The sequence below is a fragment of the Pseudomonas sp. NPDC089408 genome, from assembly GCF_044749445.1.
Classification (GTDB): Bacteria; Pseudomonadota; Gammaproteobacteria; order Pseudomonadales; family Pseudomonadaceae; genus Aquipseudomonas.
The window spans coordinates 1-24,663 of sequence record NZ_JBIVHY010000025.1; the positions used below are offsets into that span (position 1 = coordinate 1).

General features: G+C 62.7%; 24 protein-coding genes and 1 pseudogene. 11 read left to right on the forward strand and 14 right to left on the reverse strand.

All coding sequences use genetic code 11. From position 1 onward, the window contains the following. Positions 1-60 precede the first annotated feature (60 nt). Both ACIP02_RS25320 and ACIP02_RS25325 read right to left on the reverse strand, forming a co-directional pair. Positions 61-588, reverse strand: coding sequence for an RHS repeat-associated core domain-containing protein (locus ACIP02_RS25320; RefSeq protein ID WP_400622237.1), 528 nt, complete (start codon positions 586-588; stop codon positions 61-63). A 107-nt stretch (positions 589-695) separates the two neighbouring features. Beyond that, a complete protein-coding gene (locus ACIP02_RS25325) occupies positions 696-1,013 on the reverse strand; it encodes a hypothetical protein (protein ID WP_400622240.1) in 318 nt (105 codons plus the stop codon). Positions 1,014-1,329: 316 nt separating this feature from the next. On the opposite strand from ACIP02_RS25325, the gene ACIP02_RS25330 reads away from it, so the two are divergent. After that, positions 1,330-3,078 (forward strand): BCCT family transporter, encoded by a 1,749-nt coding sequence (locus ACIP02_RS25330; RefSeq protein ID WP_400622242.1) that lies wholly within the window; start codon positions 1,330-1,332, stop codon positions 3,076-3,078. Positions 3,079-3,381: 303 nt separating this feature from the next. Next, positions 3,382-3,549 (forward strand): annotated as a pseudogene (locus tag ACIP02_RS25335) (transporter); the annotation flags it as partial. 55 nt (positions 3,550-3,604) lie between these two features. Here the strand turns inward: ACIP02_RS25335 and dddP are convergent. Then, positions 3,605-4,951 (reverse strand): dimethylsulfonioproprionate lyase DddP, encoded by a 1,347-nt coding sequence (gene dddP / locus ACIP02_RS25340; protein WP_400622244.1) that lies wholly within the window; start codon positions 4,949-4,951, stop codon positions 3,605-3,607. Between dddP and ACIP02_RS25345 the strand changes: the two genes are divergently transcribed. After that, positions 4,942-5,223 (forward strand): hypothetical protein, encoded by a 282-nt coding sequence (locus ACIP02_RS25345; RefSeq protein WP_400622247.1) that lies wholly within the window; start codon positions 4,942-4,944, stop codon positions 5,221-5,223. The genes dddP and ACIP02_RS25345 overlap by 10 nt on opposite strands. Before the next feature lie 202 nt (positions 5,224-5,425). On the opposite strand, the gene ACIP02_RS25350 is transcribed toward ACIP02_RS25345, so the two are convergent. Further along, on the reverse strand, positions 5,426-5,905 hold the full coding sequence (locus ACIP02_RS25350) for a VOC family protein (protein WP_400622250.1): 480 nt from the start codon (positions 5,903-5,905) through the stop codon (positions 5,426-5,428). 326 nt (positions 5,906-6,231) lie between these two features. Between ACIP02_RS25350 and ACIP02_RS25355 the strand changes: the two genes are divergently transcribed. Next, positions 6,232-6,882, forward strand: a complete 651-nt coding sequence (locus ACIP02_RS25355) for a TIGR04211 family SH3 domain-containing protein (protein ID WP_400622253.1) — start codon at positions 6,232-6,234, stop codon at positions 6,880-6,882. A gap of 110 nt (positions 6,883-6,992) precedes the next feature. Here ACIP02_RS25355 and ACIP02_RS25360 read toward each other — a convergent pair whose 3' ends face one another. Both ACIP02_RS25360 and ACIP02_RS25365 read right to left on the reverse strand, forming a co-directional pair. Next, complete coding sequence (locus tag ACIP02_RS25360; protein WP_400622256.1) at positions 6,993-7,265, reverse strand: hypothetical protein; 273 nt, start codon at positions 7,263-7,265, stop codon at positions 6,993-6,995. Between the two features lie 131 nt (positions 7,266-7,396). Beyond that, positions 7,397-8,278, reverse strand: a complete 882-nt coding sequence (locus ACIP02_RS25365) for a LysR family transcriptional regulator (RefSeq protein ID WP_400622259.1) — start codon at positions 8,276-8,278, stop codon at positions 7,397-7,399. A 194-nt stretch (positions 8,279-8,472) separates the two neighbouring features. Between ACIP02_RS25365 and argC the strand changes: the two genes are divergently transcribed. Next, on the forward strand, positions 8,473-9,414 hold the full coding sequence (gene argC / locus ACIP02_RS25370) for an N-acetyl-gamma-glutamyl-phosphate reductase (protein ID WP_400622262.1): 942 nt from the start codon (positions 8,473-8,475) through the stop codon (positions 9,412-9,414). Positions 9,415-9,494: 80 nt separating this feature from the next. Further along, positions 9,495-10,181, forward strand: coding sequence for a GNAT family N-acetyltransferase (locus ACIP02_RS25375; protein WP_400622265.1), 687 nt, complete (start codon positions 9,495-9,497; stop codon positions 10,179-10,181). A 98-nt stretch (positions 10,182-10,279) separates the two neighbouring features. Here ACIP02_RS25375 and ACIP02_RS25380 read toward each other — a convergent pair whose 3' ends face one another. The 5 genes from ACIP02_RS25380 to ACIP02_RS25400 all read right to left on the reverse strand — a co-directional run bounded on the left by ACIP02_RS25380 (position 10,280) and on the right by ACIP02_RS25400 (position 14,768). Next, positions 10,280-11,035, reverse strand: a complete 756-nt coding sequence (locus ACIP02_RS25380; protein WP_400622268.1) for an ABC transporter permease — start codon at positions 11,033-11,035, stop codon at positions 10,280-10,282. Then, on the reverse strand, positions 11,035-12,240 hold the full coding sequence (locus ACIP02_RS25385) for an ABC transporter substrate-binding protein (RefSeq protein ID WP_400622271.1): 1,206 nt from the start codon (positions 12,238-12,240) through the stop codon (positions 11,035-11,037). The genes ACIP02_RS25380 and ACIP02_RS25385 overlap by 1 nt, the downstream gene beginning before the upstream one ends. Further along, positions 12,227-13,048 carry an ABC transporter ATP-binding protein gene (locus ACIP02_RS25390; protein WP_400622274.1) on the reverse strand — a complete coding sequence of 274 codons (822 nt, stop codon included), beginning with the start codon at positions 13,046-13,048 and terminating at the stop codon, positions 12,227-12,229. Before ACIP02_RS25390 ends, ACIP02_RS25385 begins: the two co-directional genes overlap by 14 nt. After that, on the reverse strand, positions 13,045-14,109 hold the full coding sequence (locus ACIP02_RS25395) for an acyl-CoA dehydrogenase family protein (RefSeq protein ID WP_400622277.1): 1,065 nt from the start codon (positions 14,107-14,109) through the stop codon (positions 13,045-13,047). Before ACIP02_RS25395 ends, ACIP02_RS25390 begins: the two co-directional genes overlap by 4 nt. 98 nt (positions 14,110-14,207) lie before the next feature. Beyond that, positions 14,208-14,768, reverse strand: a complete 561-nt coding sequence (locus ACIP02_RS25400; RefSeq protein ID WP_400622280.1) for a carboxymuconolactone decarboxylase family protein — start codon at positions 14,766-14,768, stop codon at positions 14,208-14,210. Positions 14,769-14,869: 101 nt separating this feature from the next. Between ACIP02_RS25400 and ACIP02_RS25405 the strand changes: the two genes are divergently transcribed. Beyond that, on the forward strand, positions 14,870-15,781 hold the full coding sequence (locus tag ACIP02_RS25405; protein WP_400622283.1) for an AraC family transcriptional regulator: 912 nt from the start codon (positions 14,870-14,872) through the stop codon (positions 15,779-15,781). A 108-nt stretch (positions 15,782-15,889) separates the two neighbouring features. Here the strand turns inward: ACIP02_RS25405 and ACIP02_RS25410 are convergent, their stop codons facing one another. Together ACIP02_RS25410 and ACIP02_RS25415 are read right to left on the reverse strand one after the other, a co-directional pair. Then, complete coding sequence (locus ACIP02_RS25410) at positions 15,890-16,429, reverse strand: RrF2 family transcriptional regulator (RefSeq protein WP_400622286.1); 540 nt, start codon at positions 16,427-16,429, stop codon at positions 15,890-15,892. A 74-nt stretch (positions 16,430-16,503) separates the two neighbouring features. After that, on the reverse strand, positions 16,504-17,397 hold the full coding sequence (locus tag ACIP02_RS25415; protein ID WP_400622288.1) for a dihydrodipicolinate synthase family protein: 894 nt from the start codon (positions 17,395-17,397) through the stop codon (positions 16,504-16,506). A 284-nt stretch (positions 17,398-17,681) separates the two neighbouring features. On the opposite strand from ACIP02_RS25415, the gene ACIP02_RS25420 reads away from it, so the two are divergent. Further along, positions 17,682-18,884, forward strand: coding sequence for an NAD(P)/FAD-dependent oxidoreductase (locus tag ACIP02_RS25420; RefSeq protein ID WP_400622290.1), 1,203 nt, complete (start codon positions 17,682-17,684; stop codon positions 18,882-18,884). Positions 18,885-19,116: 232 nt separating this feature from the next. Next, positions 19,117-20,742, forward strand: a complete 1,626-nt coding sequence (locus tag ACIP02_RS25425; protein ID WP_400622292.1) for a methyl-accepting chemotaxis protein — start codon at positions 19,117-19,119, stop codon at positions 20,740-20,742. Between the two features lie 152 nt (positions 20,743-20,894). Here ACIP02_RS25425 and ACIP02_RS25430 read toward each other — a convergent pair whose 3' ends face one another. Then, on the reverse strand, positions 20,895-22,301 hold the full coding sequence (locus ACIP02_RS25430; RefSeq protein ID WP_400622294.1) for a purine-cytosine permease family protein: 1,407 nt from the start codon (positions 22,299-22,301) through the stop codon (positions 20,895-20,897). Positions 22,302-22,617: 316 nt separating this feature from the next. On the opposite strand from ACIP02_RS25430, the gene ACIP02_RS25435 reads away from it, so the two are divergent. Together ACIP02_RS25435 and ACIP02_RS25440 are read left to right on the forward strand one after the other, a co-directional pair. Next, positions 22,618-23,103, forward strand: a complete 486-nt coding sequence (locus tag ACIP02_RS25435; RefSeq protein ID WP_400622296.1) for a flavin reductase family protein — start codon at positions 22,618-22,620, stop codon at positions 23,101-23,103. 75 nt (positions 23,104-23,178) lie between these two features. Further along, on the forward strand, positions 23,179-24,219 hold the full coding sequence (locus ACIP02_RS25440) for an LLM class flavin-dependent oxidoreductase (protein WP_400622298.1): 1,041 nt from the start codon (positions 23,179-23,181) through the stop codon (positions 24,217-24,219). The last annotated feature ends 444 nt before the right edge of the window (positions 24,220-24,663 follow it).

A 24,663-nucleotide genomic window follows, 5' to 3' on the forward strand; every position in this document is an offset into this window, starting at 1 on the left:
TCCCTGTTGAAGTGTTGACGGATCATCTGCAACTGCTGGCAACCAATCGGCTCAACATTATCAACTGACTGTTGCACTTGGAACCTGATGCCGCCTATCAATGTGAGCTTTATGCAGCCGGGGACCTGCCACAGTGTTTGTATAGATCCACTCGGACTTCGGGCCCGGCCTGTCAGCTTGCACTTTTTTTGAAACTTGAACCAAGCTGCCGTCCACAGCATCCACGGCATCACCAGCGGGTGCTTTCAAGTGGGTAGATTTGCGCAGCAGTGATTTATTGAACTTGGTCTTACCACGAAGAGTTGACATTCCAGATTTGCGAGACTTCCCTGTAGGGTCAATAAAATTCACAGGATCACCCGCACAATACGCATAGGCATTCATGCCACCTGCTGCAAATGGGCTTAAACCATCCGGTGACAAAAAACGCATCATGCCAGGGCTGTAGTGGCGCCGGCCATTCCCCAGAAAGTACGTTTTCAACAACCAATCAACACGCTCGCCATTGAACCCTAACGAAGGTTGCAAGTTGCCTTCTAATGCAACATGACCGTAGGCAGTATATCTGCCAGGTTGTGCTCCACGCATTTTCGGCTCCATCCATCAATTTGACGAGACAGAAGCAACGCTACAGCGTTTTAACCGGAGCACAAACTAACAAAAATGCCAGGTACCTCAGCCGCGGCCTTGGCGCCTCAGCCAGGCAATTCTGCCCGCGCCCGCTCGCCGGCGTTGTTGAACACCTGGCGCACTTCCTCGGCCTTGGCCTTGCTTACCGAGTGGGCAGCCAGCAGATCGTCGACCACGCGCAAACCCTGATCCAGGGCAGTGGCCAATTGTTCGGCGTCGGAGGCGTCAGCAATATCACCCAGATAAGGAGCGATGAGGTACGCGTAACGGTCCTGCAGCTTGAGCGCTTCCAGCGCGTCGAGGGCTTTCTGGAACCGGTCGGCAGCGGCAGGGCTCATGCTCAATTTATCGAAATGAATCAGGCTCACACGGTCAGTGGCCATTTTGACGAATCTCCGTTTCCTGGTACGTCCAGGCCCACAAGCAGCAGCGCTTCTACGCGGCTCGAATGTGCGGGCCTGGGTAATGCCCATCAGGGTACCAGAAGCCGAGGCAGAAAGGGCCACTGCCCCCAGAACTAAAAGTATTTGCCAGGTCGCGCAAGGGACGCCCCGCGGCGTTATCGGGACAGGAGCCGGCGTTTGCGGCACAGGATAATCGCGCCAGCAGTCCACCCCGCCGAGCTCGCCTGCGGACTCGGTAGCCCACACAACAACAAGCCTGCGCGTGCAGGTAAGCCACACAGGGGCCTGAGCATTCATGGCAAAGGAACACATCAGCGAAACACTCGACCTAGGCGTTACCGACCCCTCGAAAACCGCAGAAGCCCGCCAGGACCGGCGTTTCGAGGGCAAGCTGGACTGGATCGTGTTTGGTTTCACCAGCCTGCTGGCCATCGCCTTCGTGCTCTGGGGGCTGCTCAACCAGGCCAGCCTCGCCAGCAGCGCCTCCAGCGCGCAGTCGTGGGTCATTCTCAATTTCGGCTGGTTCTTCGTGCTCACCTCGACCCTGTTCGTGGTGTTCGTGCTGTGGTTGGCCGCCAGCCGTTATGGCCGGGTGCCGCTAGGCCGTGACGGCGAACAACCGGAGTTCCGCACGGTGTCCTGGGTGGCAATGATGTTCAGCGCCGGGATGGGCATCGGCCTGATGTTCTTCGGTGTCGCCGAACCGCTGTCGCACTACGTGTCGCCGCCGCCCGGCTCGGCTGCCGGGCAGACCAGTGAAGCGATGCAGGTGGCCATGGCCACCACCTTGTTCCACTGGACCCTGCACCCTTGGGCCATGTATGCCATCGTCGGTCTGGTCATTGCCTATGGTACCTTCCGCCGTGGCCGCTCGCAGTTGATTTCCGCCGCCTTTCGGCCGCTGATCGGCAAGCATGCCAATGGCCCGCTCGGTCGGCTGATCGACATGATGGCAATTTTCGCCACATTGTTCGGCTCGGCTGCTTCGCTGGGCCTGGGCGCACTGCAGATTGCCGGCGGTCTGGAATACAACGGCTGGGTCGAGAGCCCCGGCAAGCTGTTCTACATCTCGATCATTACCCTGCTCACCATTGCCTTTGTCTCCTCGGCGGTGTCGGGGATAGGCAAGGGCATCCAGTGGCTGTCCAACACCAACATGGTGCTGGCGCTGGTGCTGGCGGTGTTCGTGTTCATGGTCGGGCCGACCCTGCTGATGCTCAACCTGTTGCCGACCTCGCTGGGCATCTACATCAAGCTGTTGCCGGAGATGATGGCCCGTACCAACGCCAGCGGCGGCGAGCAGATGAACAGCTGGCTGGCCGGCTGGACCGTGTTCTACTGGGCCTGGTGGATTTCCTGGACGCCATTCGTGGGCATGTTCATCGCCCGCATCAGCCGCGGCCGCACCATTCGCCAGTTCGTCACCGGGGTACTGCTGGTACCGAGCCTGGTCAGCCTGGTGTGGTTCACCGTGTTCGGCGGGGCGGCCATCGACGCCCTGCGTGAAGGCGCGTTCCAGCTGGCCAACGGTGCGGTCAATAGCAATCACGCACTGTACCAGTTGCTGGACAGCTACCCGCTGGCCTCGGCGACCTCGGTACTGGTGATGGTGCTGGTGGGCATCTTCTTCGTCTCTGGTGCCGACGCAGCCTCGCTGGTGATGGGCACGCTGTCGGAGCACGGCACCACTGCGCCATCCAGGCGCACGGTGATTTTCTGGGGCGCGCTGACCGGTACGGTGGCGGCGATCATGCTGGCGATCGGCGACCCGCGCGACCCAGGCGAGGCCCTGACCGGGCTGCAGAACCTGACCATCGTCGTGGCCCTGCCGTTCGTGGTGGTGATGGTGCTGCTGTGCCTGGCGCTGTACCGTGACCTGCGCAAGGACCCGATGATGCTGCGCCACCTGCGCGGCAACGAGCTGATTGAAAAGGCCGTGCTGTACGGGGCGGTGAAGCATGGGGAGGAGTTTTACATTGTGGTGCAGGAGAAGAAGGCTTCGGTGAAACCGGCCGCGGCAGCGAGCGAGGTTTCCGAAACCTGACTCCCCAGGTCTGCGCGGTCCCCTGTAGGAGCGGCCTTGCGTCGCGATGGGCTGCGAAGCAGCCCCCAGCAATTTGTGCTGCGAAGCTGAAAAACCGGGGCTGCTTCGCAGCCCATCGCGACGCAAGGCCGCTCCTACAGGGGGATCGCGCGGGCTTTTAGATGCTGACTATTCGAACTCCAGGCTATACCCCACTCCATACACCGAGCGAATCGGGTCGTGCCCCGGCATGATCGAGGCCTTAGCCGTCAGGCGGAGGCCATGCGCTTCGGCAATACCCCGACAGATCGCCAGGCCCAGCCCAAGCTGCTGCCAGAGGCCGACCGCCTCGATGCAGCGCTGCTGGTCAGCGTCCGGCGGGCCTGCCTTCAAGCCTGCTGCAGCGGCGCCCGGATGTGCTGGCTGCCGAGCACACGCGGAAGCTGGCCAATGCCGACTGGCGCGGCACGGGCGGCGTTCTTCCCCAGCATGCACCGCCGCATTCGCGGGTAGACCCGCCCACAGGAATGTAGTTGTGCGCTTCAAATCAATCGCGCAAGAAGCTTTCCTCGAACGGGTAATGGGTCAACAGCTCATAGCCATCCTCGGTCACCAGCAACTGGTTCTCCAGTTTGATCCCGTCACGCCCGCCCACTTCGCCTACATACGCCTCCACGCACAGCGCCATGCCTGGCTGCAGCTCGCCTTCGTAGCCATAGGACTCCAGGTCCTCCGGGTAACGAATGCTCGGGTACTCGTCACACAACCCCACACCATGGAACATCACCCCGTAGCGCTGCTCGCGGCAGCGCTCAGGCAGGCGATGGCCGTTGTGGGTGAGTTCGGTGAAGCGCACACCGGGTTTGACCATGTCGGCATTGACGTGGATATGCTCATGGGCAATGCGGTACAGGCGCTTCTGCTCGGCAGTGGGCTCCAGGTCGCCGCAGATCCAGCTGCGCGACATGTCCACACAAAAGCCATACACGCCGATCAGGTCGGTGTCGAATGACAGCAGGTCGCCATCGCTGAGCACCCGCGGGCCGGACTCCTGGAACCAGGGGTTGGTTCGCGGGCCGGAACTGAGGATGCGGGTTTCGATCCACTCGCCCCCACGGCGGATATTGCCGCTGTGCAGCGCGGCCCAGACATCGTTTTCGGTAGCGCCGGCACGCATGGCCTGGCGCATCTCTGCGACGGAAGCGTCACAAGCGGCCACTGCACAGCGCATGGCGAGGATTTCGTCGGGGCCTTTGATCAACCGCGCAAACTCGGTGACCTCCTGGCCGTTATGCACCTGCACACCAAGCGCATCGAGGGCACGCAGGCCGGCGACTTCAATCCGGTCCACGGCCAGGCGGCGGTTGTTGCCGGCATGGGTGCGTAGCAGTTCGTCGACCTGGGCGCAGAAGCGCCGGGCATGTTCATCGGTACGGTCACCGGTTTCGAAGTAGAAGAACGAAGCACCACTGCGCAGCTCGCTGACCAGCGGCAAGTGCGCAGAAAGGTGGTCACAGCCATGGAAGTCCCACAACACCACATGGCCACTGGCGGCGACAAAACAGGCACGCGCAGGGTTGTGGGTGGTCCACAGCTGCATGTTGGTGGTGTCGGTGGCGTAACGGATGTTCAGCGGGTCGAACAGCAGGATGCCACCCAGGTCGCGGGCGACCAGTTGCTCGCGGATGCGTTGCAGGCGGTATTCGCGCAGGGTTGGCAGGTGCGGCGCCTGCAGGCCAAGCGCGGCCCACTCGGCAAAGGCCAACGGCGTAGGGCCGATTTCGGTGCGGTCGTTGTCATCGACCGAGCCATCGGCCTTGAGTGCGGTGGCGCGCTGGCGGGACGGGTCGATTCGGCGGGCGCTGGCGGGGATCGAGAACGGCGATGTCATCATGGCTTGCGGATTTCCTGGTTCTTGTTATCTGGAAAACAGCGGTGCGTCGGGGCCTCTATGGGCCTGATCGCGATTTGATGCGGCCGCATCCGAATGGTCATTTTGATGAACAGCGCAGCCTTCTGCATGCAACTGAGTCTAGGGCGGGGGCCGCAGCGTATGACATCGACTTTTTCTACGGCCTATTGATTACAAAAACGCATGGTCAAGCACAGCCAGCCCGTTCAGGCCCTGATCAGGATGGCACCGGCTATGCCGCGCTCACCAGATAGGCTAACGCAGTCAACTGTAGGAGCGGCCTTGTGTCGCGATGGGCTGCTTAGCAGCCCCGGCAATTTGTGCATCTGTGCGCAAACCCTGGGGCTGCTTTGCAGCCCATCGCGACACAAGGCCGCTCCTACAAGGGCCAGTGCTGGCCAGAGAGCGATATAAGACAATTGCTCCCACAGGCGTGGGAGCAGGCAGCATAAGGCCTCAACCCTTCAACGCCGCCTCGATCCTGGCCACATCGATCTTGCCCATCTGCATCATGGCCTCGAACGCCCGCTTGGCCGCTGCACGGTCCGGGTGGCCGATGGCTTCGATAAGGATGCGCGGGGTGATCTGCCAGGAAATCCCCCATTTGTCCTTGCACCAACCGCACACACTGGCCTCGCCGCCATTATCGACAATCGCATGCCACAGGCGGTCGGTCTCGGCCTGGTCTTCGGTACTGACCTGAAACGAAAACGCCTCGCAGTGGCTGAAGGCCTTGCCGCCATTGAGCCCAACGCAGGGAATACCCATAACGGTGAACTCAACGGTGATCACGTCACCTTGCTTGCCAGAGGGGTAATCACCAGGCGCCTGGTGCACGGTAATCACTTTGCTGTCAGGGAATATGCTGGCATAGAAATTCGCCGCCTCTTCGGCATCGTGGTCGTACCAGAGGCAGATGCTGTTTTTGGCAGCCATGGTCTTGCTCCATGATCGAGAGTGGGCTTTCTAGTCTAGCCCTCTGCGTCGGGCATACCGCAACCATCGGACCACCTGACAAGATGCCAGTTTTGCGGCGTTCGCGGGTAAAGCCGCTCCTACAAAGGACCGCGAAGGTTTCGACAACTTCGCCATCACCAACACACCGCCCTGGGTCGGGTCCCGCAACATCCTGCAGACATTTCCGATATCCGGTGATGAACCTGCTGACAAAAATACGGTCTTTCGCTGACGGTCAACTCACCGACCGGTTCATCGGCCCAGTCACCGGGCCTACTTTTGTCCTGTTTCAGCGAAGACCCAACATGCCCGAATCCCGCCCAACAGCCTCCGCCCTCCCTGCCCTGCGCGGCGGCCTGATTGCCGCCCTGGTGGCCCTTGCCGCACCGGTGCACGCCGAAGAGCCCGCCAGCGATGCGCGCTGGGTCAGCGACAGCCTGAGCACCTATGTGCGGAGCGGCCCGACCGATGGCCACCGCATTGTCGGCACCCTCAAGTCCGGGCAAAAGCTGACTTTGCTCGGCAGCCAGGGCAATTACAGCCAGGTGCGCGGGCAGAACGGTGATGTGGTGTGGATCCTCAGCAACGACCTGCAGTCGGTGCCCGGGCAGAACGAACGCTTGCCGATGCTCGATAGCCAGGTCACAGAACTGACCGGCCAGTTGAAGACCATCGACGACAGCTGGAAAAACCGCGTGCAGGGCATGCAGGAAACGCTCGATTCGCGCAAAAAACTGATCGACGAGCTGGAGGCGCGCAACAAGGCATTGAACGAGCAGTTTGACCAAAGCCAGTCAGAGCTGCGCGATACCCAGGCGCGCCTTGGCGACGAGAACAAGCAGGTGATGATGCGCTACATGGTGTATGGCGGCAGCATTGCCGGCGCGGGGTTGTTGGCGGGGTTGATCCTGCCGGCGCTGACCCGTGGGCGGAAGAAGAACGATCGCTGGTTCTGACCGGGCCATCCTGCACTGGCCTCTTCGCGGGTAAACCCGCTCCTACAAGGGCCAGCGATGCTTTCTGTAGGAGCGGGTTTACCCGCGAAGAGGCCAGTGCAGGCTTGCGCCTACTTCCCGCGCGCCTTGTTGTAGATGGTCTTGGCCCGGTCAGCCGAGGCCTGGCACTTGGTCATGTCTCCAGCTGCCTGCCCTTCCTTGGCCTGTTTCAAAAGCTCGCTGTAATCGTGCGCCATGCCGCCATGGATTGCCTGGCCATCGGATTTCTTGATGTCTTCAAGCTCCTTGATCTTGGCCGCACAGTTGCTTGCAGGGTCTGCGTGTGCGGCAAAACTGAGGACAGAGGCAATCACCAGCAAGGGTATGCATTTCGTGGATTTCATGGAGCGTTCTCCTGGAAAACCCTAAGGTTCGTCGAGGTACATGCGTCTCGACGCAGGAATAGCATAGTTGCGCCGTGCCTGCCCCGCCGCGCTTCAGCCCAGCGGTAACCCGGCCTCGGCATACAACCCTCTTACTGGCGCAACCGCTCCAACGCCTTCAACACATACCCTGTGGCCCGTTCAACCTGCCCTTCCCGGCAGGCGATGCCCAACTGCCGCCACAACCCCGGGCGCAGCGGCCTGCGGGCGATACGCCGGTCCAGCTCTGCCGCCTCGCCCTCCTGCGGCAGCAGGGTCGCCCCATACCCGGCGCCGACCAGGCTCTTGATCGCATCGTTGTAGTTCAGCTCGATACGCGGCGCCGGGTACAACCCTGCCGCCGCGAACCACTCACCCGTCACCCGCGACAGCTGGGTGCTGTTGTCGTTTAGGATCAACGCCCGTTGCGCCAGCCAGGCCGGAGTGACCTTGGCCGGTGGCTGCCAGTCGGCCGGCACATACGCCAGGATCGGGTCACGCCGCCAGGGGGTAACCATAAGGCCTTTGCCCGCCACCTGCGGCAAGGCCACCAGGCCGATATCTAGCGTACCCTCGCGCAAGCCGGCCAGTGATGCCTGGGAGGTCAGCACCTGCACTTGCACGTCGATCCCCGGGTGTTCCACCCGCAGGCGCGCCAGTGCCTGTGGCAGCAGATGGGCGATGGCCCCGGTAGAAGCGCCCAGGCGCACTCGACCGGTCAGGCCTTCGACCTGGCGGCGTACTTCGTCCAGCGCCAGGTCAGCGTCGGCCAGCAGGCGGCGGGCACGGGTCAGCAGGGTTTCACCAATGGCCGTGGGCCGCACCTGGCCACGGGTGCGGGTAAGCAACGGCGCGCCAATGCGCGCCTCCAGCTCCGCCACGTGCAGGCTGATGGTGGGTGGCGCGAGGTTGAGCTGGCGGGCGGCCTCGGCAAACGAGCCGAGGTCGGTGATAACCACCAAGGTGCGGAGGCGGTCGAGGCTGATTTCTCGCATTGTCTGTGCAGGCCTATTCGCGGGTGAACCCGCTCCCACAGGTTCCCCCATTTGGTCAAAACAGCGCCGCCCTTTGTAGGAGCGGATTCACGATCAGATTCAGAAAACCTGAATACGACGATCATCATATTCAAATTTTCATTACCAACGCCACAAGCGAGCATAGGCCATCCCTCCCCCACCGGACCCCGACCATGCTCACCCCAGTTGTCTTCATCGACGGCGACCAAGGCACCACTGGCCTGCAGATCCATGCACGCCTGCAACGCCGCACCGACCTGCGCCTGCTGACCCTGCCCGAGGCCGAACGCAAAGACCCGCATCGCCGCCGCGAAGCGATCAACATCGCCGACATCGCCCTGCTGTGCCTGCCGGACGACGCCGCCCGCGAGGCCGTGGCCGCCATCCACAACCCACAGGTACGGGTGATCGACGCTAGCTCCGCGCACCGCACCACCCCAGGCTGGGTTTATGGCCTGCCGGAACTGGACGATCAGCAGGCCGAGCGCATCGCGCAAAGCAAGCGCGTCAGCAACCCCGGATGCTACCCCACCGGCGCCATTGCCCTGCTTCGGCCACTGGTCATGGCCGGCCTGCTGCCTGCCGACTACCCGCTGAACATCCACGCGATCTCTGGCTATTCCGGCGGCGGCCGCGCGGCGGTTGAACGGCATGAGCAACCCGGCACCGACAAAGCGCCTACCCTGCAACTGTACGGGCTGGAACTGGCACACAAGCACGTACCCGAGATCCAGCAGCACGCCGGGCTGTCGGCACGGCCAATATTCATGCCCGGCTACGGCGCCTACCGCCAGGGCATAGTACTGAGCATTCCTGTGCAGTTGCGCCTGTTGCCAGGCCAGGTCAGCGCCGAACAGCTGCAAGCCTGCCTGGAGCAACATTACCAAGGTGCCCGCCACGTCCAGGTGATGCCCCTGCAGCAGCAGGGCATCGCCGCCAACCTCGACCCTGAAGCGCTGAACGGCAGTAACGACCTGCGCCTGGCGCTGTACGCCAACCCTGAGCATGGCCAGGTCTTGCTCACCGCGGTGTTCGACAACCTGGGCAAAGGCGCCTCTGGCGCGGCGGTGCAAAACCTCGACCTGATGCTCGGTGCATTACGGGCACAAGGCTGAACCGGCAAAACCGGTTAAACTGTACAGCCCGCGCCAACACGGCGCGGGCTGTATTCCTACCCGCCGGAGCCTGCCCCCCGATGTTCATCCTGAGCCGCCTCGACAGCGTGCCGCCCGAATCCTTCCAGAACCAGATCCGCGAGCTGGTAATCCACAATGTCGGCGACCTGAGCAGTGTCGCCATCACGGTCGACAACCCGCTGTATCCGCTGTACCAGTACGGCGTCGGCATGGAGGTGCACCAGTACCTGCAAGCCCTGGACGGCAGCCGCGGCCTGGCCGTGGCGCTGACCCTGGCGCTGGACGCCGACGCACCGGACCAGTTGCTAGGCTTTGCCCTGTCCCTGCCGGCCGAGGACGATCGGCAGGCCTGCGCCCTGGAATTCCTCGCCGTGCTCACCAGCCATCGGCGCCAAGGCATTGCCCGCGCCCTGCTCGGCGACCTGCAGGCGCGTCATGGGTGTGTGGAACTGAACGCCTTCGCCAGCCAGGTGCCGTGGTTCGAGGCCATGGGCATGCAAGTGGTGGCCGCCAACGGCCCGCAGGTGCTGATGAGCAGCACCGGGCAGGCCAGCGGCGCGTTGATCGGGCGGCTGGACATTGCGCCGATCTACCAGACGGCGGAAGTGCTGCAGATTCATACCTACCTGCTTAACCAGCAGGGTGAGGATGCCATGATCGAGGCGGAACAGATGCGTGATGAGCGGCTGGATGAGCTGGCTGCCCAAGCGCAGGAATGTGTGCGGCAGCGCAAGACGGTGCATTGATCTTAAGGCCTCTTCGCGGGTGAACCCGCTCCCACAATTCGAGACCTGTGTTGTATCTGTAGGAGCGGGTTTACCCGCGAAGAGGCCCCATTGGCCCTTCAGCCATGCACCCAGCGCCGGTGCAACCCGCGGGCCAGGGCATCGAGCATGAAGCCCAGCACACCAATCAGCAGTACCATCGCCATCAGCTCGGAATACGCCAGCCGGTCGCGGGTATCGAGAATGAAATACCCCAGCCCCGCACTCACCCCGAGCATTTCGCACGGCACCAGCACGATCCACAAAATACCGATAGCCAGCCGCACACCGGTCAGCACATGGCCAATCACGCCCGGCACGATCACCTTGCACAAGGTCTCCCAGCGCGTGGCACTCAAGCTGCGGCTCAGTTGCAGCCAACGCGGGTCCAGTTGCCGGACCCCGGCGGCCGTGTTGAGCAGGATCGGCCATAACGCCGCAAACGCCAGCAGGAAGTAGATCGGCTGATCCCCCACGCCCATCAGCATCACCACCACCGGCATCCATGACAACGGCGAGATCATGCGCAGGAACTGAAACGCCGGCGTGGTTGCCGCCTCCAGGTGCCGGTAGCTGCCCACCAGCAAGCCCAGCGGTACGCCTATCAGCAGCGCCAGCAACAGCCCGATCAGGATGCGTTTGAGGCTGACCCAGATATGCCCGTAAACCTCGCCCTGCCCCAGCAACTCGGCCAGGCTGGCCAAGGTGGCTGCCGGCGAAAAACGCGCCGACAGGCCATCGGCCTGGCCAAACACGGCCACGCCGGCCCACCACAACAGCAACAAGCCCAATAACCCAGCCAGGCCAAGCCCGGCATGTACGACATGCGTGCGCATCAGACCGCGAACTCCTCGCTACGCTCGAAGTTGTCGGCAATGCCGAACACCGACGGGCCCCCCACAGCAGCGATGGCATTACGTACGAAACGGTCGTCAACCAGGTCGCGAGCGGCATGCGCCGGGTCCAGCCCGTCGAGGAACGCATTGTCGCCTTCGATCAGGGTGGTCTTCAGGCGCTTGACCAGCTCTTCGGTGTAGCTGGGGAACGGGTATGGCTGGAAGTCGATGCGCTTTTCATCCCACTGCTGATGGCGAATCGCGCCACTGGCAATGTAGCCCGCGCGGTCTTCTGCCGCCGGGGCCAGGACCTTGGTCAGTACGGCGGGCTCATGCGGCGTGTACTTGTTGGGGCCGGCTTTGGACAGCAAGGCGGCAGCTTCGGCGCGGTGGTCACGGGTCCAATGCTGGGCCTTGACGATGGCGTTGACCACCTTCTGCGACCACTCCGGGCGGTTGTTCAAGTCGTGTTCGTGCATGAACACCACGCAACAGGCATGGTTGCGCCACACATCCCCCGTAAAGCGTTGCACGCGGCCGACCTTGAGGTTTTCGGCCAGGGCGTTGAACGGTTCGGCGACGATGTAGCCGGCGATGCGCTTGCTGGCCAGTGCCGGCGGCATGTCGGAGGGCGGTAACACCAGCAGGTTGACCTCGTTGGCGGCCAACTGCGCATTGGCTGGCCTGGACACTGGCGTCAGGCCATTGTCGTTGAGCATCTGCTGCAGCACCACATTATGGATCGAGTACCAGAACGGGATGGCTACGGTCTTGCCACCGAGCTGTTTCATGTCGCTGATGTCCGGGGCCACGGTCAGGCCCGAACCGCCGACGTGGTTCCAGGCCACCACCTTGGCCGGAACCTTACTGCCGTAGCGGGCCCATACGGTCATTGGCGACAACAGGTGGATGACATTGACCTGGCCGGAAATGAACGCCTCGATCACTTGAGCCCAGCTGCGCAGCAACACCGGTCGCTCGGCCTTGATGCCTTCAGCCTCGAACAGGCCGTTATTGTGCGCCACCAGCAATGGCGTGGCGTCGGTGATCGGCAGGTAGCCGATGCGCACCGGCGCGTCCGGCTCGGCGGCGGCGCGGGCCTGCAGGCTCGACAGCAACGGCAGCGCACCCGCGGCGGTCAGCATGGCACCGAGCTTGAGGAAATCACGACGCGAAGAAGTGGAACAGCAGTCATCCATGCACATGGACAGCCTCCGAGGGCAACGGGGTTGGAGTAGGTTCGACTGTGCGGCTTGCCCGCCGAAGGGTTTTAAGAATCTCGATGCGCAAGGCGCCCAGCTCTTCGACCCGCTGCGTCCGTGGTTGCGGCAGGTCGATGTGCCACTGCCCGAGGATGTGCGCTGGGTGGTTGCCCAGTAGCAGCACCCGGTCGGACAGCAGCAGGGCTTCGTCGATATCGTGGGTAATCAGTACCGCCGCCGTGTTATGGGTGGCGATCAGTTGCAGCAGCAGTTGCTGCATGTCGGCGCGGGTCACTTCATCCAGCGCGCCAAACGGTTCGTCGAGCAACAGCACTTCCGGCTGGCGAGCCAGGCAGCGGGCCAGCGCGGTACGCTGGGCCATGCCGCCAGACAGCTGCGCCGGGTACTGGCCACGGGCGTGGGCCAGGCCCACGGCGGCAATTGCATGGTCAATGCGCGCACGGCGTTCGGCAGCGGCCAGCTTGGGCTGGCGGGCGAAGTCCAGGCCGAAGGCAACGTTTTTTTCCAGGCTCAGCCAAGGCAGCAGGCTCGGGTCTTGAAAGGCCACCGCCAGGCGTGGGTGCGGGCCTTGCAGCGGCTGGCCATGCAGGCTCACGCTCCCGCCACCTGGCGGTTGCAGGCCGGCCAGCACCCGCAGCAAGCTGGACTTGCCGACACCGCTGGGGCCCAGGATGCTCACCACCTCGCCCGGCGCCAATTGCAGGTCGAACTGCGCCAGCACCTGCTGCCAGCCGCCCTCGCGCGGGTAGCCCAGGCTGATATCACGCGCCTCGAGCAACACTGCACTCATGCGGCGCCCGCCTGGCGTTGCAGCTCGGCGCGCAGTTGCACCAGGCTTGGGGTGACGATCGGCACAAAGGCCGACTCGCGCCAGCGGCGCGCAAAGCCTTCGCCGTACTCGCTGAGGTAGGCCTTGCCACCACTGGCCTGCAACTCCAGCTGCACCGCGTCGGCAGCGCTCTCGGCCAGGGTAATGCGCAGCTTGAACAAGGCTGCCGGCTGTTGCTGGAAGCGGCCATCGAGCAGGCCCTGCTTGAGCTCGCTGACGGTATTTTCCAAGCGTTCGCTGAGCACCTGGCGGGCTTCATCGAGGAACGAGGCACGGCCATGCAGGTGCGCCTGCACCTCTTGCAGTGCCCGCCGCGCCAAGCCGATGGCCATGCCGCATTGCAGCGCCAGGAACGCCGGGCGTACCCGTGGCAGGAACTCGCGGGCATTTTCATGCAGCAGCCAGTCACGCGCCAGTTGCACCTGGTGGAAGGCCAAGGCGGCCGTGTTGCTCGACTGCAGGCCCATCAGTTGCAAGTCATCGGAACGCTCAAGGCCGTGCGCGTCGGACGGAATGGCCAGCACGAACGGTGCACCGCCCGCTTCGTCTTCGATGGCCGCCGCCACCACGAAACCGCTCTTGCGCAGGTTGGTCACCCAGTGCAGGCGCCCTTCCAGGTGCCAGCCATCGGTTGCTGGGCGGCCACGCACCTGCAGCGCTTCGATCCCGGAAAGGAACTTCATGGCGTTGGACAGCCCGGTGGCGCCGGCCAGTTCGCCGGTCAGCAGGCGTGGCAGCAAACGCTCGCGCAGCGACTGGTTGGGGCTGTGCAGCAAGTATTCGATAAAGGCGCGCTGGCCCCAGCAGACAAAAGCAGATGCCAGCGAGCGGCTGGCGATGGCGGCAATGGCCTCGACTGCATCGGTCACCTGCCCGCCCGTGCCGCCCAGGGCCGGGTCGACACCTACACGCAACAGCTGCGATTCGGCGATCTGCGCCAGCACCTGCTGTGGCTCGCACAGGCCCCGGTCGATGGCCTCGGCATTGGCATCCAGCCAGTGTCGAAATGCACAATCTTGCATGGTCTTGCTCCTTTGAGAACGCCGGGCCGCCTGGCGGCCCATTCACGGCACCAGGCCGCTTCTACAACGGCCGTGGTAAGGCCGGTGCCACACGAGGATCAAGCAGAAGGCTGCCAGCGGTATTTGCCAAGCTCGTCATTGAGCGGCGTCTGGGCGAACACATTAGCAAAGTTGCACAGGGTTGCGAGGCTGACGCCAAGAATCACCTCCAGCGCGTTGCCTTCGCTGAAGCCGGCATCACGGAAAGCCTGGTAGGTGGCTTCGCTGACATTGCCGCGGGTGGCGATCACCTCACGGGCGAAGGCGGCCAGGGTTTCGTAACGGGCGTTGGGCAGCTCGCCACGGGCCCGCAGCGCATCGACTACCTCCTGCGGCAGCTTGGCCTTGTTCAGCGCCACCGCGGTGTGGCCGGCCACGCAGAAGTCACAGCCATGCTGGGTGGCGGCAATCAGCTGCACCACTTCACGATCGGCCAGGCTCAAGTCGGATTTGCCATTGAGTGCCGAAACAGTCACGTAGGTTTCCAGCGCCGCCGGGGCACTGGCCAGCACACCGAGCAGGTTGGGGATGAAGCCGGAATTCTTCTGTGCATTTTCAAGGAACGGACGTGCCGCTTCCGGGGCGCTCTGCAGGGTGTGTAAAGTAATGCGCGAGGACATGGAGTGGTCTCCTTGATGGGTGTCACTACAGTCTGTTGGTTATAAGAATTACCCTCCATATTCATCAGTCGCCTTTCCTTGCTCCTGAGTCTTTGCATTAGATGATTTCGTCCAGCCCGCTTGTCGATTGGTTATTAGAAGGCCTGCAGCTCGATGCCAGCCTGTTTCATGTCGGCCGCTACTGCGGTGGCTGGCACGCCAGCACCCAGGGCATGGGCAGGGCCAGCTTTCACCTGGTGGTGCAGGGCCATTGCTGGCTGCATATCGATGGCCAGCCGCAACCGGTACGCCTGGAAAAAGGTGATGCGGTATTCCTGCTGCGCGACCTGGCTTATCGCTTGTCCAGCGACCAGGACCCGGCCGACGCTTGCGCGCAACCGCGCCGGGTGATGCAGGCACTGGACAGCGAGGCCAGTGACGGGGTCGGGCTGGTTTGTGGTTTCTTTCATTTTCAGTCGGGCCTGTCTTCGCTGATTGTCGAGGGCCTGGCTGACTGGATTCTGCTGCGCGCCGAAGACCCCGCCGGCAGTGCGGCGCGGGCGCTGTTCGAGCTGATTCTGGAAGAGTGCCGGCGCGATGCCGGGCCGTCACAGGCGCTGCTGGAGCGGCTGACACATTTGCTGTTTCTGTATGTGCTGCGTCAGCAGGTGCACGCGGGGCAGGCGCTGGGCGGGCTGGTCGCCCTCGCTCGCCAGCCGGCGTTTGCCGGTTTGCTGGAGCAGTTGATCGAGCAACCGGGGCAGGCCTGGTCACTGGAGAGCATGGCCGCCTGCGCCGGGTTATCTCGCTCGGCGTTTTTCAAGCGTTTCAGCGAAGTGGCCGGGCAATCGCCGGGGCAAGTGTTGCTGGCGCTGCGCATGCGCCATGCAAGCCAGTTGCTGCGGGCGGGGCATACCGTGGAACAAGTGGGGGCGCAGGTGGGGTATCAGTCGGTGGCGGCATTTACCCGTGCGTTTGCCAAGGCGGTGGGCGTGCAGCCGGGGGCTTATCGGCGGCAACATGAGGGGCGTTGATCACTGTAGGCCTGTAAGGGCCTCTTCGCGGGTAAACCCGCTCCTACAGGTTGTGCTGACCTTGTAGGAGCGGGTTTACCCGCGAAAGGGCCGGTAAAGGCAACCGATTCAGACCTGGCTGACCGGAATATCCCCAGCCCCTTTAACCTCCCGCCGCTCCCCCATCCAGGCATCGACCTGCTGGCCGAACTCGGCCGGAGCCTTGCGCCCGAAGCGCATGGCCAGGTCCAGCACGTTCTGCTGCGCCAACGCTTCTTCCATGCGTTTCTGCGCGCCCAGCATCACGGCATGAATCGCACAGGTACCCTCGGTCGCCCAGCCTGGCGGCGCGCCGTCGAACAAGGAGCAGCGCTCGCGCACCTCGCGGCAATCGAAGATCTTCTTCGGCCCGTCAATGGCATTGACGATATCCAGCACGCTGATTTCAGCCGCCGGCCGCGCCAGGCGAAAGCCGCCGCGCACACCTTCGGTGGCCGCCACCAACCCGGCACGGGCCAGCTTGGTGAAGACCTTGGCCAGGTATTCCTGCGGCACGCCCTGCAGCTCGGCCAGGTCGCGCACGCTGGAATCGCGGGTTTCACCGCGCGCGTCCACCAAAAACAACAGGCAATGGATGCCGTATTCCACGCCAGCACTGTAAAGCGACATCGTAATCTCCGACCAACTTTGTCGTAAATATTACGCTGCTCGCCCTTCACTGGCAAAACCAGGGGCTGAAAGGGTTAAGACGCCAAGGCTTCATGCTCTACCAGCGGTGCCAATGCTTCACGCAGGGCGCCAAATTTCTCTTCAGCAAGGCGTGCCAGCGGGCGGCGTGGATTGCCCGCGTCAAAGCCCATGATTTTCGCGCCGGCATAAACCGACTGCACGTAGTCGCCCTGCCAGATCAACGACATTACCGGGGCCAGGCTGGTCCAGATCTGCTGCACTTCAGCCCATTTGCCTTCGCTGGCGGCATTGGCCAGTGCCACGCAGGTTTTCGGGGCCAGGTTCGCACCGCCCCAGATCAACCCCGCCGCGCCGGCAAATAAGGCGTAAGGCGCCAGCGGGTCGGCGCCGTTCAGGGTCGGCAGGCCGGTGCGCGACAGCGAAGCCTGGGCTGCCAGGTCGCCGCTGCTGTCCTTGACCGATACAAAGTTGGGGATCTCGCACAGTCGCTTGAACAGCGACGGCGTTACCTCCACCCCCACAGCCTGCGGCACGTTGTAGCCAATGATCGGCAAGCCGGCTTCGGACACGCTGGAATAGAAATCGATGATGCCCTGGTCGTCGGTCGGCCCCTCGAAGAATGGCGGCAGCACCATCACGCCATCGGCACCGCAGTCCTTGGCGTGACGGGTCCGTTCGACCACGTCTTCGACCAGCAGCGCGGAGGTCTGGGCGATCACCCGGGCGCGGCCGTTGATCACCTTGGCCCCAAAGGCCACAAGCTCCTTGGACTCATCCTCGCTCAAGTACACGTGCATCCCGGTTCCAGAACTGAGGACAAAGCCATGCATACCTGTAGCGAGGTAGCGCTCGATCAGGCTTTCGAAGCGTGCGTAGTCGACCTTGCCCTGCGCATCGAACGGGGTGGTGATGGCCAGGTTCACGCCGGAAAACTTGAAAGCAGGCATTGGGTAACTCCTTATTGTTTTCTACTGGTCAGTCCAACCAAGGCATCGAGCGTTTTGCTGCTCTGTGCAAAAGCGTAAGGGCTGGCCTGGCTGAGTTACAGCGACATTTCCGGGGCAAATAACATGATTTTCGGTTATGGCAGCTCGTCCACGCGGCCGCCTCGCATTCGTCGACCAAACGAGAAAACGCTTGTCGAGTAAAACTACGATCGATATAGTCGGAGTTATTCGAAGGCCAGCCATTCTGGCCTCGAAGCCCTCTTCGAACCTTGCGGAGCACCCTCATGAAATCGAACATCCTGATCATCGGTGCCGGCTTTGCCGGTGTCTGGAGCGCACTCAGCGCTGCACGCCTGCTCGACCAGGCGCAGCGCGCCGACCTCAGCATCAGCGTGCTGGCACCCCAGCCAGAACTGCGCATTCGCCCGCGCTTCTACGAGGCCGACGTGCAGGGCATGAAGGCACCGCTGGGTGAACTGTTCGAAGCCGTTGGTATTCACTTCATCCCGGGCAACGCCGACAGCATCGATACCGAAGGGCGCAGCGTCAGCTACACCGATGCCAACGGCCAACCTCAGCGCATCGTTTACGACCGGCTGATTCTGGCCGCCGGCAGCCAGGTTGCGCGCCCCGCAGTTCACGGCCTGGCCGAACATGCGTTCGATGTCGACCAGATGGAATCGGCCATGCGCCTGGAGCAGCACCTGGTTGGCCTGGCTGCCCTGCCCGCTTCGCCAGCCCGTAATACGGTAGTGGTGTGCGGCGGCGGCTTCACCGGTATCGAAACCGCGACCGAAATGCCTGCCCGCCTGCGCTCGATCCTCGGTGCCGACGCCGCATTGCGGGTGGTGGTGGTCGACCGGGGTGCGCAGGTGGGTGCGGCGCTGGGTGCTGGCATCACGCCGTCGATCGTCGCCGCCTGTGAACAGGCCGGGGTCGAGTGGCTGGCCGGTGCTTCGGTGGTGGCGGTCGATGCTGCGGGTGTCACTTTAGACAACGGCGAGCACATCCCAAGCAATACGGTGATCTGGACCGTTGGCGTCAAGGCCAGCCCGTTGACGGCGCAAGTTGCCGGTGAGCGCGACACCTTCGGCCGGCTGAAAGTGGACGGCCACCTGAAAGTGCTGGGCCAGGACCACGTTTACGCCACCGGTGACACCGCCTGGGCTGCAGTGGACGACTTGGGCAACCACGCCCTGATGACCTGCCAGCACGCCATCCCCATGGGCCGCCACTCCGGCAACAATGCCGCCGCCGACCTGCTCGGCCTGCAGCCGGTGCTGTACCGCCAGCCCAAGTACGTCACCTGCCTGGACCTGGGCGATTGGGGCGCCGCCTTCAGCGAAGGTTGGGAGCGCGAACTGAAGCTGCACGGCCAGGAAGGCAAGGCCCTGAAGCGCCAGATCAACTCGGTCTGGATCTACCCGCCTGCGGCTGACCGCGCCTTGGCCCTGGCTGCAGCCGACCCGCTCATCGCCATCGTTTAACGGCATTTTCCTGATAAAACCGTCAACAATTGGCGGTTTTGTCAGCACATGCCATTACATTGAATGGCTGTTCAATGATGATGGCCATATGGCATCATCCAAATCAAAAACTATTCAAGAGGGTGAGAAACACCACTAAATCCGCAGCGCATCAAGAGCCTGGCGCCACACCGGTGGCCTGGCCACCCGCCCGAGCTCCTGAGGCCTGCACGCCACCGTCAAGGAGCATTCCATGCAGTTACGGAATTTGAAGATCGGCATTCGCGCTGCCAGCGTATTCGCCCTGTTGGGCATCCTGGTCCTGTTCATGGGCCTTATCGCACTTTACGAAACCCGGCAGATGGACAAGGCCACGGACGAGATACGGGTGACCTGGATGCCAGCCGTAGTGGCCCTCAGTGAAATCAGCACCAACCTTGGGCGCGCCCGCGCCGTCACCCTGCGTGCCGCACTGGACGACAACCCCAGCGAACGCAACCGCAACCTGCAGATGCTGGAAGGCATCAACACGCAGCTCAAGGACGGCCTCAAGGACTATGGCGATACCATCATCGCTGCCGATGACCGCGCCCTGTTCAATACCTTCAACACGGCCCACCAGCAATATGTGGAACTGCAAGCACGCGTGCTGCAGGATATTACTGCCGGCCGCATGGACGATGCCAAACAGCAGATCAGCGGCCCGTTGACCCAGCGCGCCGACAACATGATGCAGGCCATGGCAGCGTTGATCGCCTACAACGGCAAGGGTGCCGAGCAAGCCTCGCAGCGCAGCAGTGATGTGGCAGACGAAGCGTTCACCGCACTGATTGCCGCACTGCTGGTGATCATGCTGGCCCTGGCCGCCATTGCTACCGTGCTCACCCGCAGTATCGTCGTGCCGCTGGCCGATGCGCTGGCCGTTGCCGAGCGTGTAGCGACCGGCGACCTGACCCAGGACATACGGATAATCGGTCGTGATGAACCGGCCCTGCTGCTGCGCGCCCTGAGCCGCATGCAAGGCAGCTTGCGCGACACCATCCGCCAGATCGCCGCTTCGTCCGACCAACTGGCCTCGGCCTCGGAAGAGCTGCACACCGTCACCGAAGACACCAGCCGCGGCCTGCACCAGCAAAGCGCGGAAATCGACCAGGCCGCCACGGCGGTGAACCAGATGACCGCGGCGGTCGAGGAAGTGGCCAACAACGCCGTGAGCACAGCCGATGCCTCGAAAGGCGCCGACCAGACAACCCGCGATGGCCGCGACCGGGTCAACCAGGCGCTGGCGTCCATCCAGCACCTGGTGGCAGACGTGACCGGCACCTCGGCCGAGATCGAACAGCTGGCCAGCAATGCCAACGAGATCAGCCGCGTGCTGGACGTGATTGGTGCGATTGCCGGGCAGACCAACCTGTTGGCGCTGAACGCCGCCATCGAAGCGGCACGCGCCGGTGAGGCAGGCCGTGGCTTTGCCGTGGTGGCTGACGAAGTGCGCGCCCTCGCCCACCGCACCCAGCAGTCGACGGCGGAGATCGAGCAGATGATTGCCGGGATCCAGAACGGCACCGAGCGAGCAGTGACGGCGATGCACAGCAGCCAGGGGCGTGCCACGGGTACGCTGGAAGTGGCTGAGGGTGCGGGGCAGGCTTTGGAAGTGATTGCCGAGGCGATTGCTTCGATCAACCAGCGTAACCTGGTGATTGCCAGCGCTTCGGAGGAACAGGCGCAGGTGGCGAGGGAGGTGGACCGCAACCTGGTGAATATTCGTGACCTGGCGATGCAGACGTCGGCGGGGGCGAATCAGACCAGTGCGGCGGCGCAGGACTTGTCGCGCCTTGCCGTGGACCTGAATGGCATGGTGGCGCAGTTCAAGGTTTGATCTGACATAGCCGGGGCTGCTTTGCAGCCCGATCGCGACACAAGGCCGCTCCTACACAGACCGCGCAGCATTTGAAGTCTGCGCAATCCCTGTAGGAGCGGCCTTGTGTCGCGATGGGCCGCAACGCGGCCCCTGCTACTGCAACGACGCTATCAGTCATTAACACTCACAACTCGCCCCGCCTTCTCAGCCACCTTGCCACGTGTCGCCAGGCAGTAATACAGCGGCACCGTCACCAGCAAACCAAACAACCACGACAAGTCAGCCCCTTCGACAATGTTCGAGTAAGGCCCCACATAAAGCGACGTGTTGGCAAACGGCAGCTGCACCAGGATACCGCAGGCATAGGCAATGATCGCGTGGTGGTTGAAGCGGCCATAGATACCGCCGTCAGCACTGAAGATCGAGGCGATGTCGTACTGGCCCTTCTTGATCAGGTAGAAGTCGATCAGGTTGATCGAAGCCCATGGCACCAGTACCAGCAGCAGCGCCAGGATCAGGCCGATGAAGTGGCCAATGAAGCCCGCCGAGGCGTTCAGCGCCACCATCGCGCAGCCCACCAGAATCACCGACGCCAGAATCACTCGTACCTTGATGCTCGGTGTCCACTCGGCCATGAAGGTCTGGATTGCAGTCACGATCGACAGCACCGCGCCATACAGGTTGAGGGCGTTGTGGCTGATGATGTTGAGCAGGAACAGCACCATCAGGATCGGGCCCAGCCAGCCGGTGGCCTGCCGCACCGCGTCCATCGCGTCGGTGCCTTCCGGCACGCACAGCACCGCCACCGCGCCAAAGCTGAAGCACAGGATAGTGCCCAGGGTGGCGCCGAAGTACGTGGCCCAGAACGGCTTGGCAATGCCCACTTCGCGCGGCAGGTAACGCGAGTAGTCGGAGGTGTACGGCGAGAAGCTGATCTGCCAGATCACACCCAGCGAAACGGTGGCAATGAAGCCCGACAGGTTGAACGCGCCTCGGCTGAAGAATTCGGCCGGCAGTTCCTGGACGAACATCATGATGAAGCCGGCCAGCAGCGCCGAGCCCATTACCCAGGTACCGATGCGGTTGAGGATGTGGATGAAGCGGTAGCCGATCACGCCAATGGCGGTGGCGCTCAGGGCACCGATCACGATCGCACCGGGCATCGGCACGCTCGGGGCGATACCGTGAATGGTCTTGCCCGCCAGGACGATGTTGGAGATGAAGAAGCCGACATAGATCAGCGCAGTGAAGAACACGATCAGCAAAGCGCCGTAACGGCCAAACTGGCCCCGGCTCTGCACCATCTGTGGAATGCCCAGCTGCGGACCCTGCGCAGAGGCCAGGGCGATGACCACGCCCCCGACCAAGTGGCCCAACACGATGGCAATCAGCCCCCACAACAGGTTCAGGTGGAAGACCTGGACCACCATGGCGCCGGTCACGATAGGCAGTGGCGCAATGTTGGTACTGAACCAGAGGGTGAACAGATCGCGCGCCTTCCCGTGGCGCTCGGCAGGTGGAACGTAATCGACCGTGTGATTCTCGACAAACTGGTTTTGCGATGACGGTTGGGACATAGGTATCAGCTCGAAAGGTCGTTTTTATCTTTGTAAGGAAACCGCATCTAGGCGGCCTCTCAGCTGCGGACCATATTATGGTATTCCAAGCTTTTGACAACACTGATCCGCACGAAAAAACCGCCGCTGATCTGCTCGCAAACCCCCTGCGACAATCCACCTCACCGCTCAAGGCCACGGTTTACGTGGCTTTGAGCCATTCATCGTGAAAACCCAAGGCTGAAAATTCTGCTTGCAAAATAGGTATTACGGTATACCATCAGACACATCAACGATAAAAACCGCGGACCACCGCAGCCCTTTAGAGGTACACGAGATGATCGACGCAACCGTCTACAAGAACGTCCTGGGCTCCTTCCCGTCCGGCGTTACCGTCATCACCACCCTGGACGACGACGGCTCGGTCGTCGGCCTGACCGCCAGCGCCTTCTCCTCGCTGTCGATGGACCCGCCGCTGGTGCTGTTCTGCCCCAACTACACCTCCGACTCCTACCCAGTGCTGATCAAGCAGAAGCGCTTTGCCATTCACTTGCTCTCGGGTGAACAGCAGGCTGAAGCCTATGCATTCGCCAAGAAAGGCAAGGACAAGGCCAGCGGCATCGAGTGGACCCTGAGCGAACTGGGCAACCCGATCCTGGCCGGCGCCACTGCCGTCATCGAGTGCGAACTGTGGCGCGAATATGAAGGTGGCGACCACGCCATCATGGTCGGCAAGGTACACAACCTGATCGTCCCTGCCGACGCGCCGCGACCGATGGTGTACTGCCGCGGCAAGATGGCCAGCCTGCCGGCCTTTGCCTGAGGCCTGTTCTGAATCGAGACAACTGGCGCCACCCCTGCCCGGCGCCAGCCCCTTTCAAGCGTTGAGGAAAGCCCCATGAAATTTTCGTTGTTCGTGCACATGGAACGTTGGGATGAACAGGTCAGCCACCGCCAGCTGTTCGAAGACCTGACCGAACTGACCCTGATGGCCGAAGACGGCGGTTTCAGCACCGTGTGGATCGGCGAACACCACGCCATGGAATACACCATTTCACCAAGCCCGATGCCGCTGCTGGCCTACCTGGCCGCGCGCACCGAGAAGATCCGCCTGGGTGCCGGCACCATCATCGCGCCGTTCTGGAACCCGATCCGCGTCGCCGGCGAATGCGCCCTGCTCGACGTGATCAGCAACGGCCGCATGGAAGTGGGCCTGGCCCGCGGTGCCTACCAGTTCGAATTCGACCGCATGGCCAATGGCATGCCGGCCACCGACGGCGGCAAGGCGCTGCGCGAGATGGTGCCGGTGGTGCGCAAGCTGTGGGAAGGCGACTACGCCCATGAGGGTGAAGTCTACAAGTTCCCTACTTCCACCAGCGTACCTAAGCCGTTCAACGCCACGCCGCCGATGTGGATTGCCGCGCGCGACCCGGACTCGCACAACTTTGCCGTGGCCAACGGCTGCAACGTCATGGTCACTCCGCTGATGAAGGGTGACGAAGAGGTGCTGGACCTGAAGAACAAGTTCCAGGCCGCCCTGGACAACAACCCGGACGTACCACGCCCGCAACTGATGGTGCTGCGCCACACCCACGTGCACAGCCCGGCCGAGCCGGAAGGCTGGAAAGTCGGTGCGCAGGCCATCTCGCGCTTCTACCGCACCTTCGACGCTTGGTTCGGCAACAAGACTGTGCCGGTCAACGGCTTCCTTGAGCCAAGCCCGGAGTCGAAGTTTGCTGAAGTGCCGGCGTTCCAGCTGGACAACATTCGCAAGAACACCATGATCGGTACCCCGGAAGAAATCATCGCGCGCATCAAGTACTACCAGGAACTGGGCGTCGACGAGTTCAGCTTCTGGTGCGACAACAGCCTGCCACATGCCGAGAAGAAGAAGTCGCTCGAGCTGTTCATCAAGGAAGTGGTGCCGGCGTTCGCCTGAATTCCCATTGCCTGAAACATTGCGGGACGCAGCCCGCTCACGTGGGCCCTTGTGGCCTGCGTGAGCGGGCTTTTTTTGGGTGTACGCCTTGTGGTTTGTGGCGCCTGTGAAATCGAGCGCCGCCCGCGCGGCGCTTCGCGGCTAAAGCCGCTCCTACGTTTGTTTCGGGCCAGTCCATCCTGTGCCAGGCGCGCGCGACCGCCTTGCTTGTACGACGCGATATCGAGCCATGCGCCAAGGCGTTCGCGCGTTGATCCCACAGGCATAACTGGCCAGAAACAAACGTAGGAGCGGCTTTAGCCGCGAAGCGCCGCGCGGGCGGCGCTCGATTTCACAGGCGCTGAATGTGTCAAGGCAAACGCTGCGGCGCTCGATCTCACAGGCGCCATAAAACTCAAGGCATGCCCCCACCTTTCGTCCCCCAGCAAGAGAATTTTTCAGCCA

Bases quoted from the DNA above. Each gene is read 5' to 3' on its own strand.
- ACIP02_RS25350 (WP_400622250.1), bottom strand. From the start codon at position 5,905: ATGGCTGCCAAAAACAGCATCTGCCTCTGGTACGACCACGATGCCGAA.
- ACIP02_RS25355 (WP_400622253.1), top strand. From the start codon at position 6,232: ATGCCCGAATCCCGCCCAACAGCCTCCGCCCTCCCTGCCCTGCGCGGC.
- ACIP02_RS25430 (WP_400622294.1), bottom strand. From the start codon at position 22,301: ATGTCCCAACCGTCATCGCAAAACCAGTTTGTCGAGAATCACACGGTC.
- ACIP02_RS25345 (WP_400622247.1), top strand. From the start codon at position 4,942: ATGTCATCATGGCTTGCGGATTTCCTGGTTCTTGTTATCTGGAAAACA.
- ACIP02_RS25325 (WP_400622240.1), bottom strand. From the start codon at position 1,013: ATGGCCACTGACCGTGTGAGCCTGATTCATTTCGATAAATTGAGCATG.
- ACIP02_RS25435 (WP_400622296.1), top strand. From the start codon at position 22,618: ATGATCGACGCAACCGTCTACAAGAACGTCCTGGGCTCCTTCCCGTCC.
- ACIP02_RS25415 (WP_400622288.1), bottom strand. From the start codon at position 17,397: ATGCCTGCTTTCAAGTTTTCCGGCGTGAACCTGGCCATCACCACCCCG.
- ACIP02_RS25360 (WP_400622256.1), bottom strand. From the start codon at position 7,265: ATGAAATCCACGAAATGCATACCCTTGCTGGTGATTGCCTCTGTCCTC.
- ACIP02_RS25330 (WP_400622242.1), top strand. From the start codon at position 1,330: ATGGCAAAGGAACACATCAGCGAAACACTCGACCTAGGCGTTACCGAC.
- ACIP02_RS25410 (WP_400622286.1), bottom strand. From the start codon at position 16,429: ATGTCGCTTTACAGTGCTGGCGTGGAATACGGCATCCATTGCCTGTTG.
- ACIP02_RS25365 (WP_400622259.1), bottom strand. From the start codon at position 8,278: ATGCGAGAAATCAGCCTCGACCGCCTCCGCACCTTGGTGGTTATCACC.
- ACIP02_RS25395 (WP_400622277.1), bottom strand. From the start codon at position 14,109: ATGCAAGATTGTGCATTTCGACACTGGCTGGATGCCAATGCCGAGGCC.
- ACIP02_RS25380 (WP_400622268.1), bottom strand. From the start codon at position 11,035: ATGCGCACGCATGTCGTACATGCCGGGCTTGGCCTGGCTGGGTTATTG.
- dddP (WP_400622244.1), bottom strand. From the start codon at position 4,951: ATGATGACATCGCCGTTCTCGATCCCCGCCAGCGCCCGCCGAATCGAC.
- ACIP02_RS25320 (WP_400622237.1), bottom strand. From the start codon at position 588: ATGCGTGGAGCACAACCTGGCAGATATACTGCCTACGGTCATGTTGCA.
- ACIP02_RS25440 (WP_400622298.1), top strand. From the start codon at position 23,179: ATGAAATTTTCGTTGTTCGTGCACATGGAACGTTGGGATGAACAGGTC.
- argC (WP_400622262.1), top strand. From the start codon at position 8,473: ATGCTCACCCCAGTTGTCTTCATCGACGGCGACCAAGGCACCACTGGC.
- ACIP02_RS25390 (WP_400622274.1), bottom strand. From the start codon at position 13,048: ATGAGTGCAGTGTTGCTCGAGGCGCGTGATATCAGCCTGGGCTACCCG.
- ACIP02_RS25420 (WP_400622290.1), top strand. From the start codon at position 17,682: ATGAAATCGAACATCCTGATCATCGGTGCCGGCTTTGCCGGTGTCTGG.
- ACIP02_RS25385 (WP_400622271.1), bottom strand. From the start codon at position 12,240: ATGTGCATGGATGACTGCTGTTCCACTTCTTCGCGTCGTGATTTCCTC.
- ACIP02_RS25375 (WP_400622265.1), top strand. From the start codon at position 9,495: ATGTTCATCCTGAGCCGCCTCGACAGCGTGCCGCCCGAATCCTTCCAG.
- ACIP02_RS25425 (WP_400622292.1), top strand. From the start codon at position 19,117: ATGCAGTTACGGAATTTGAAGATCGGCATTCGCGCTGCCAGCGTATTC.
- ACIP02_RS25400 (WP_400622280.1), bottom strand. From the start codon at position 14,768: ATGTCCTCGCGCATTACTTTACACACCCTGCAGAGCGCCCCGGAAGCG.
- ACIP02_RS25405 (WP_400622283.1), top strand. From the start codon at position 14,870: ATGATTTCGTCCAGCCCGCTTGTCGATTGGTTATTAGAAGGCCTGCAG.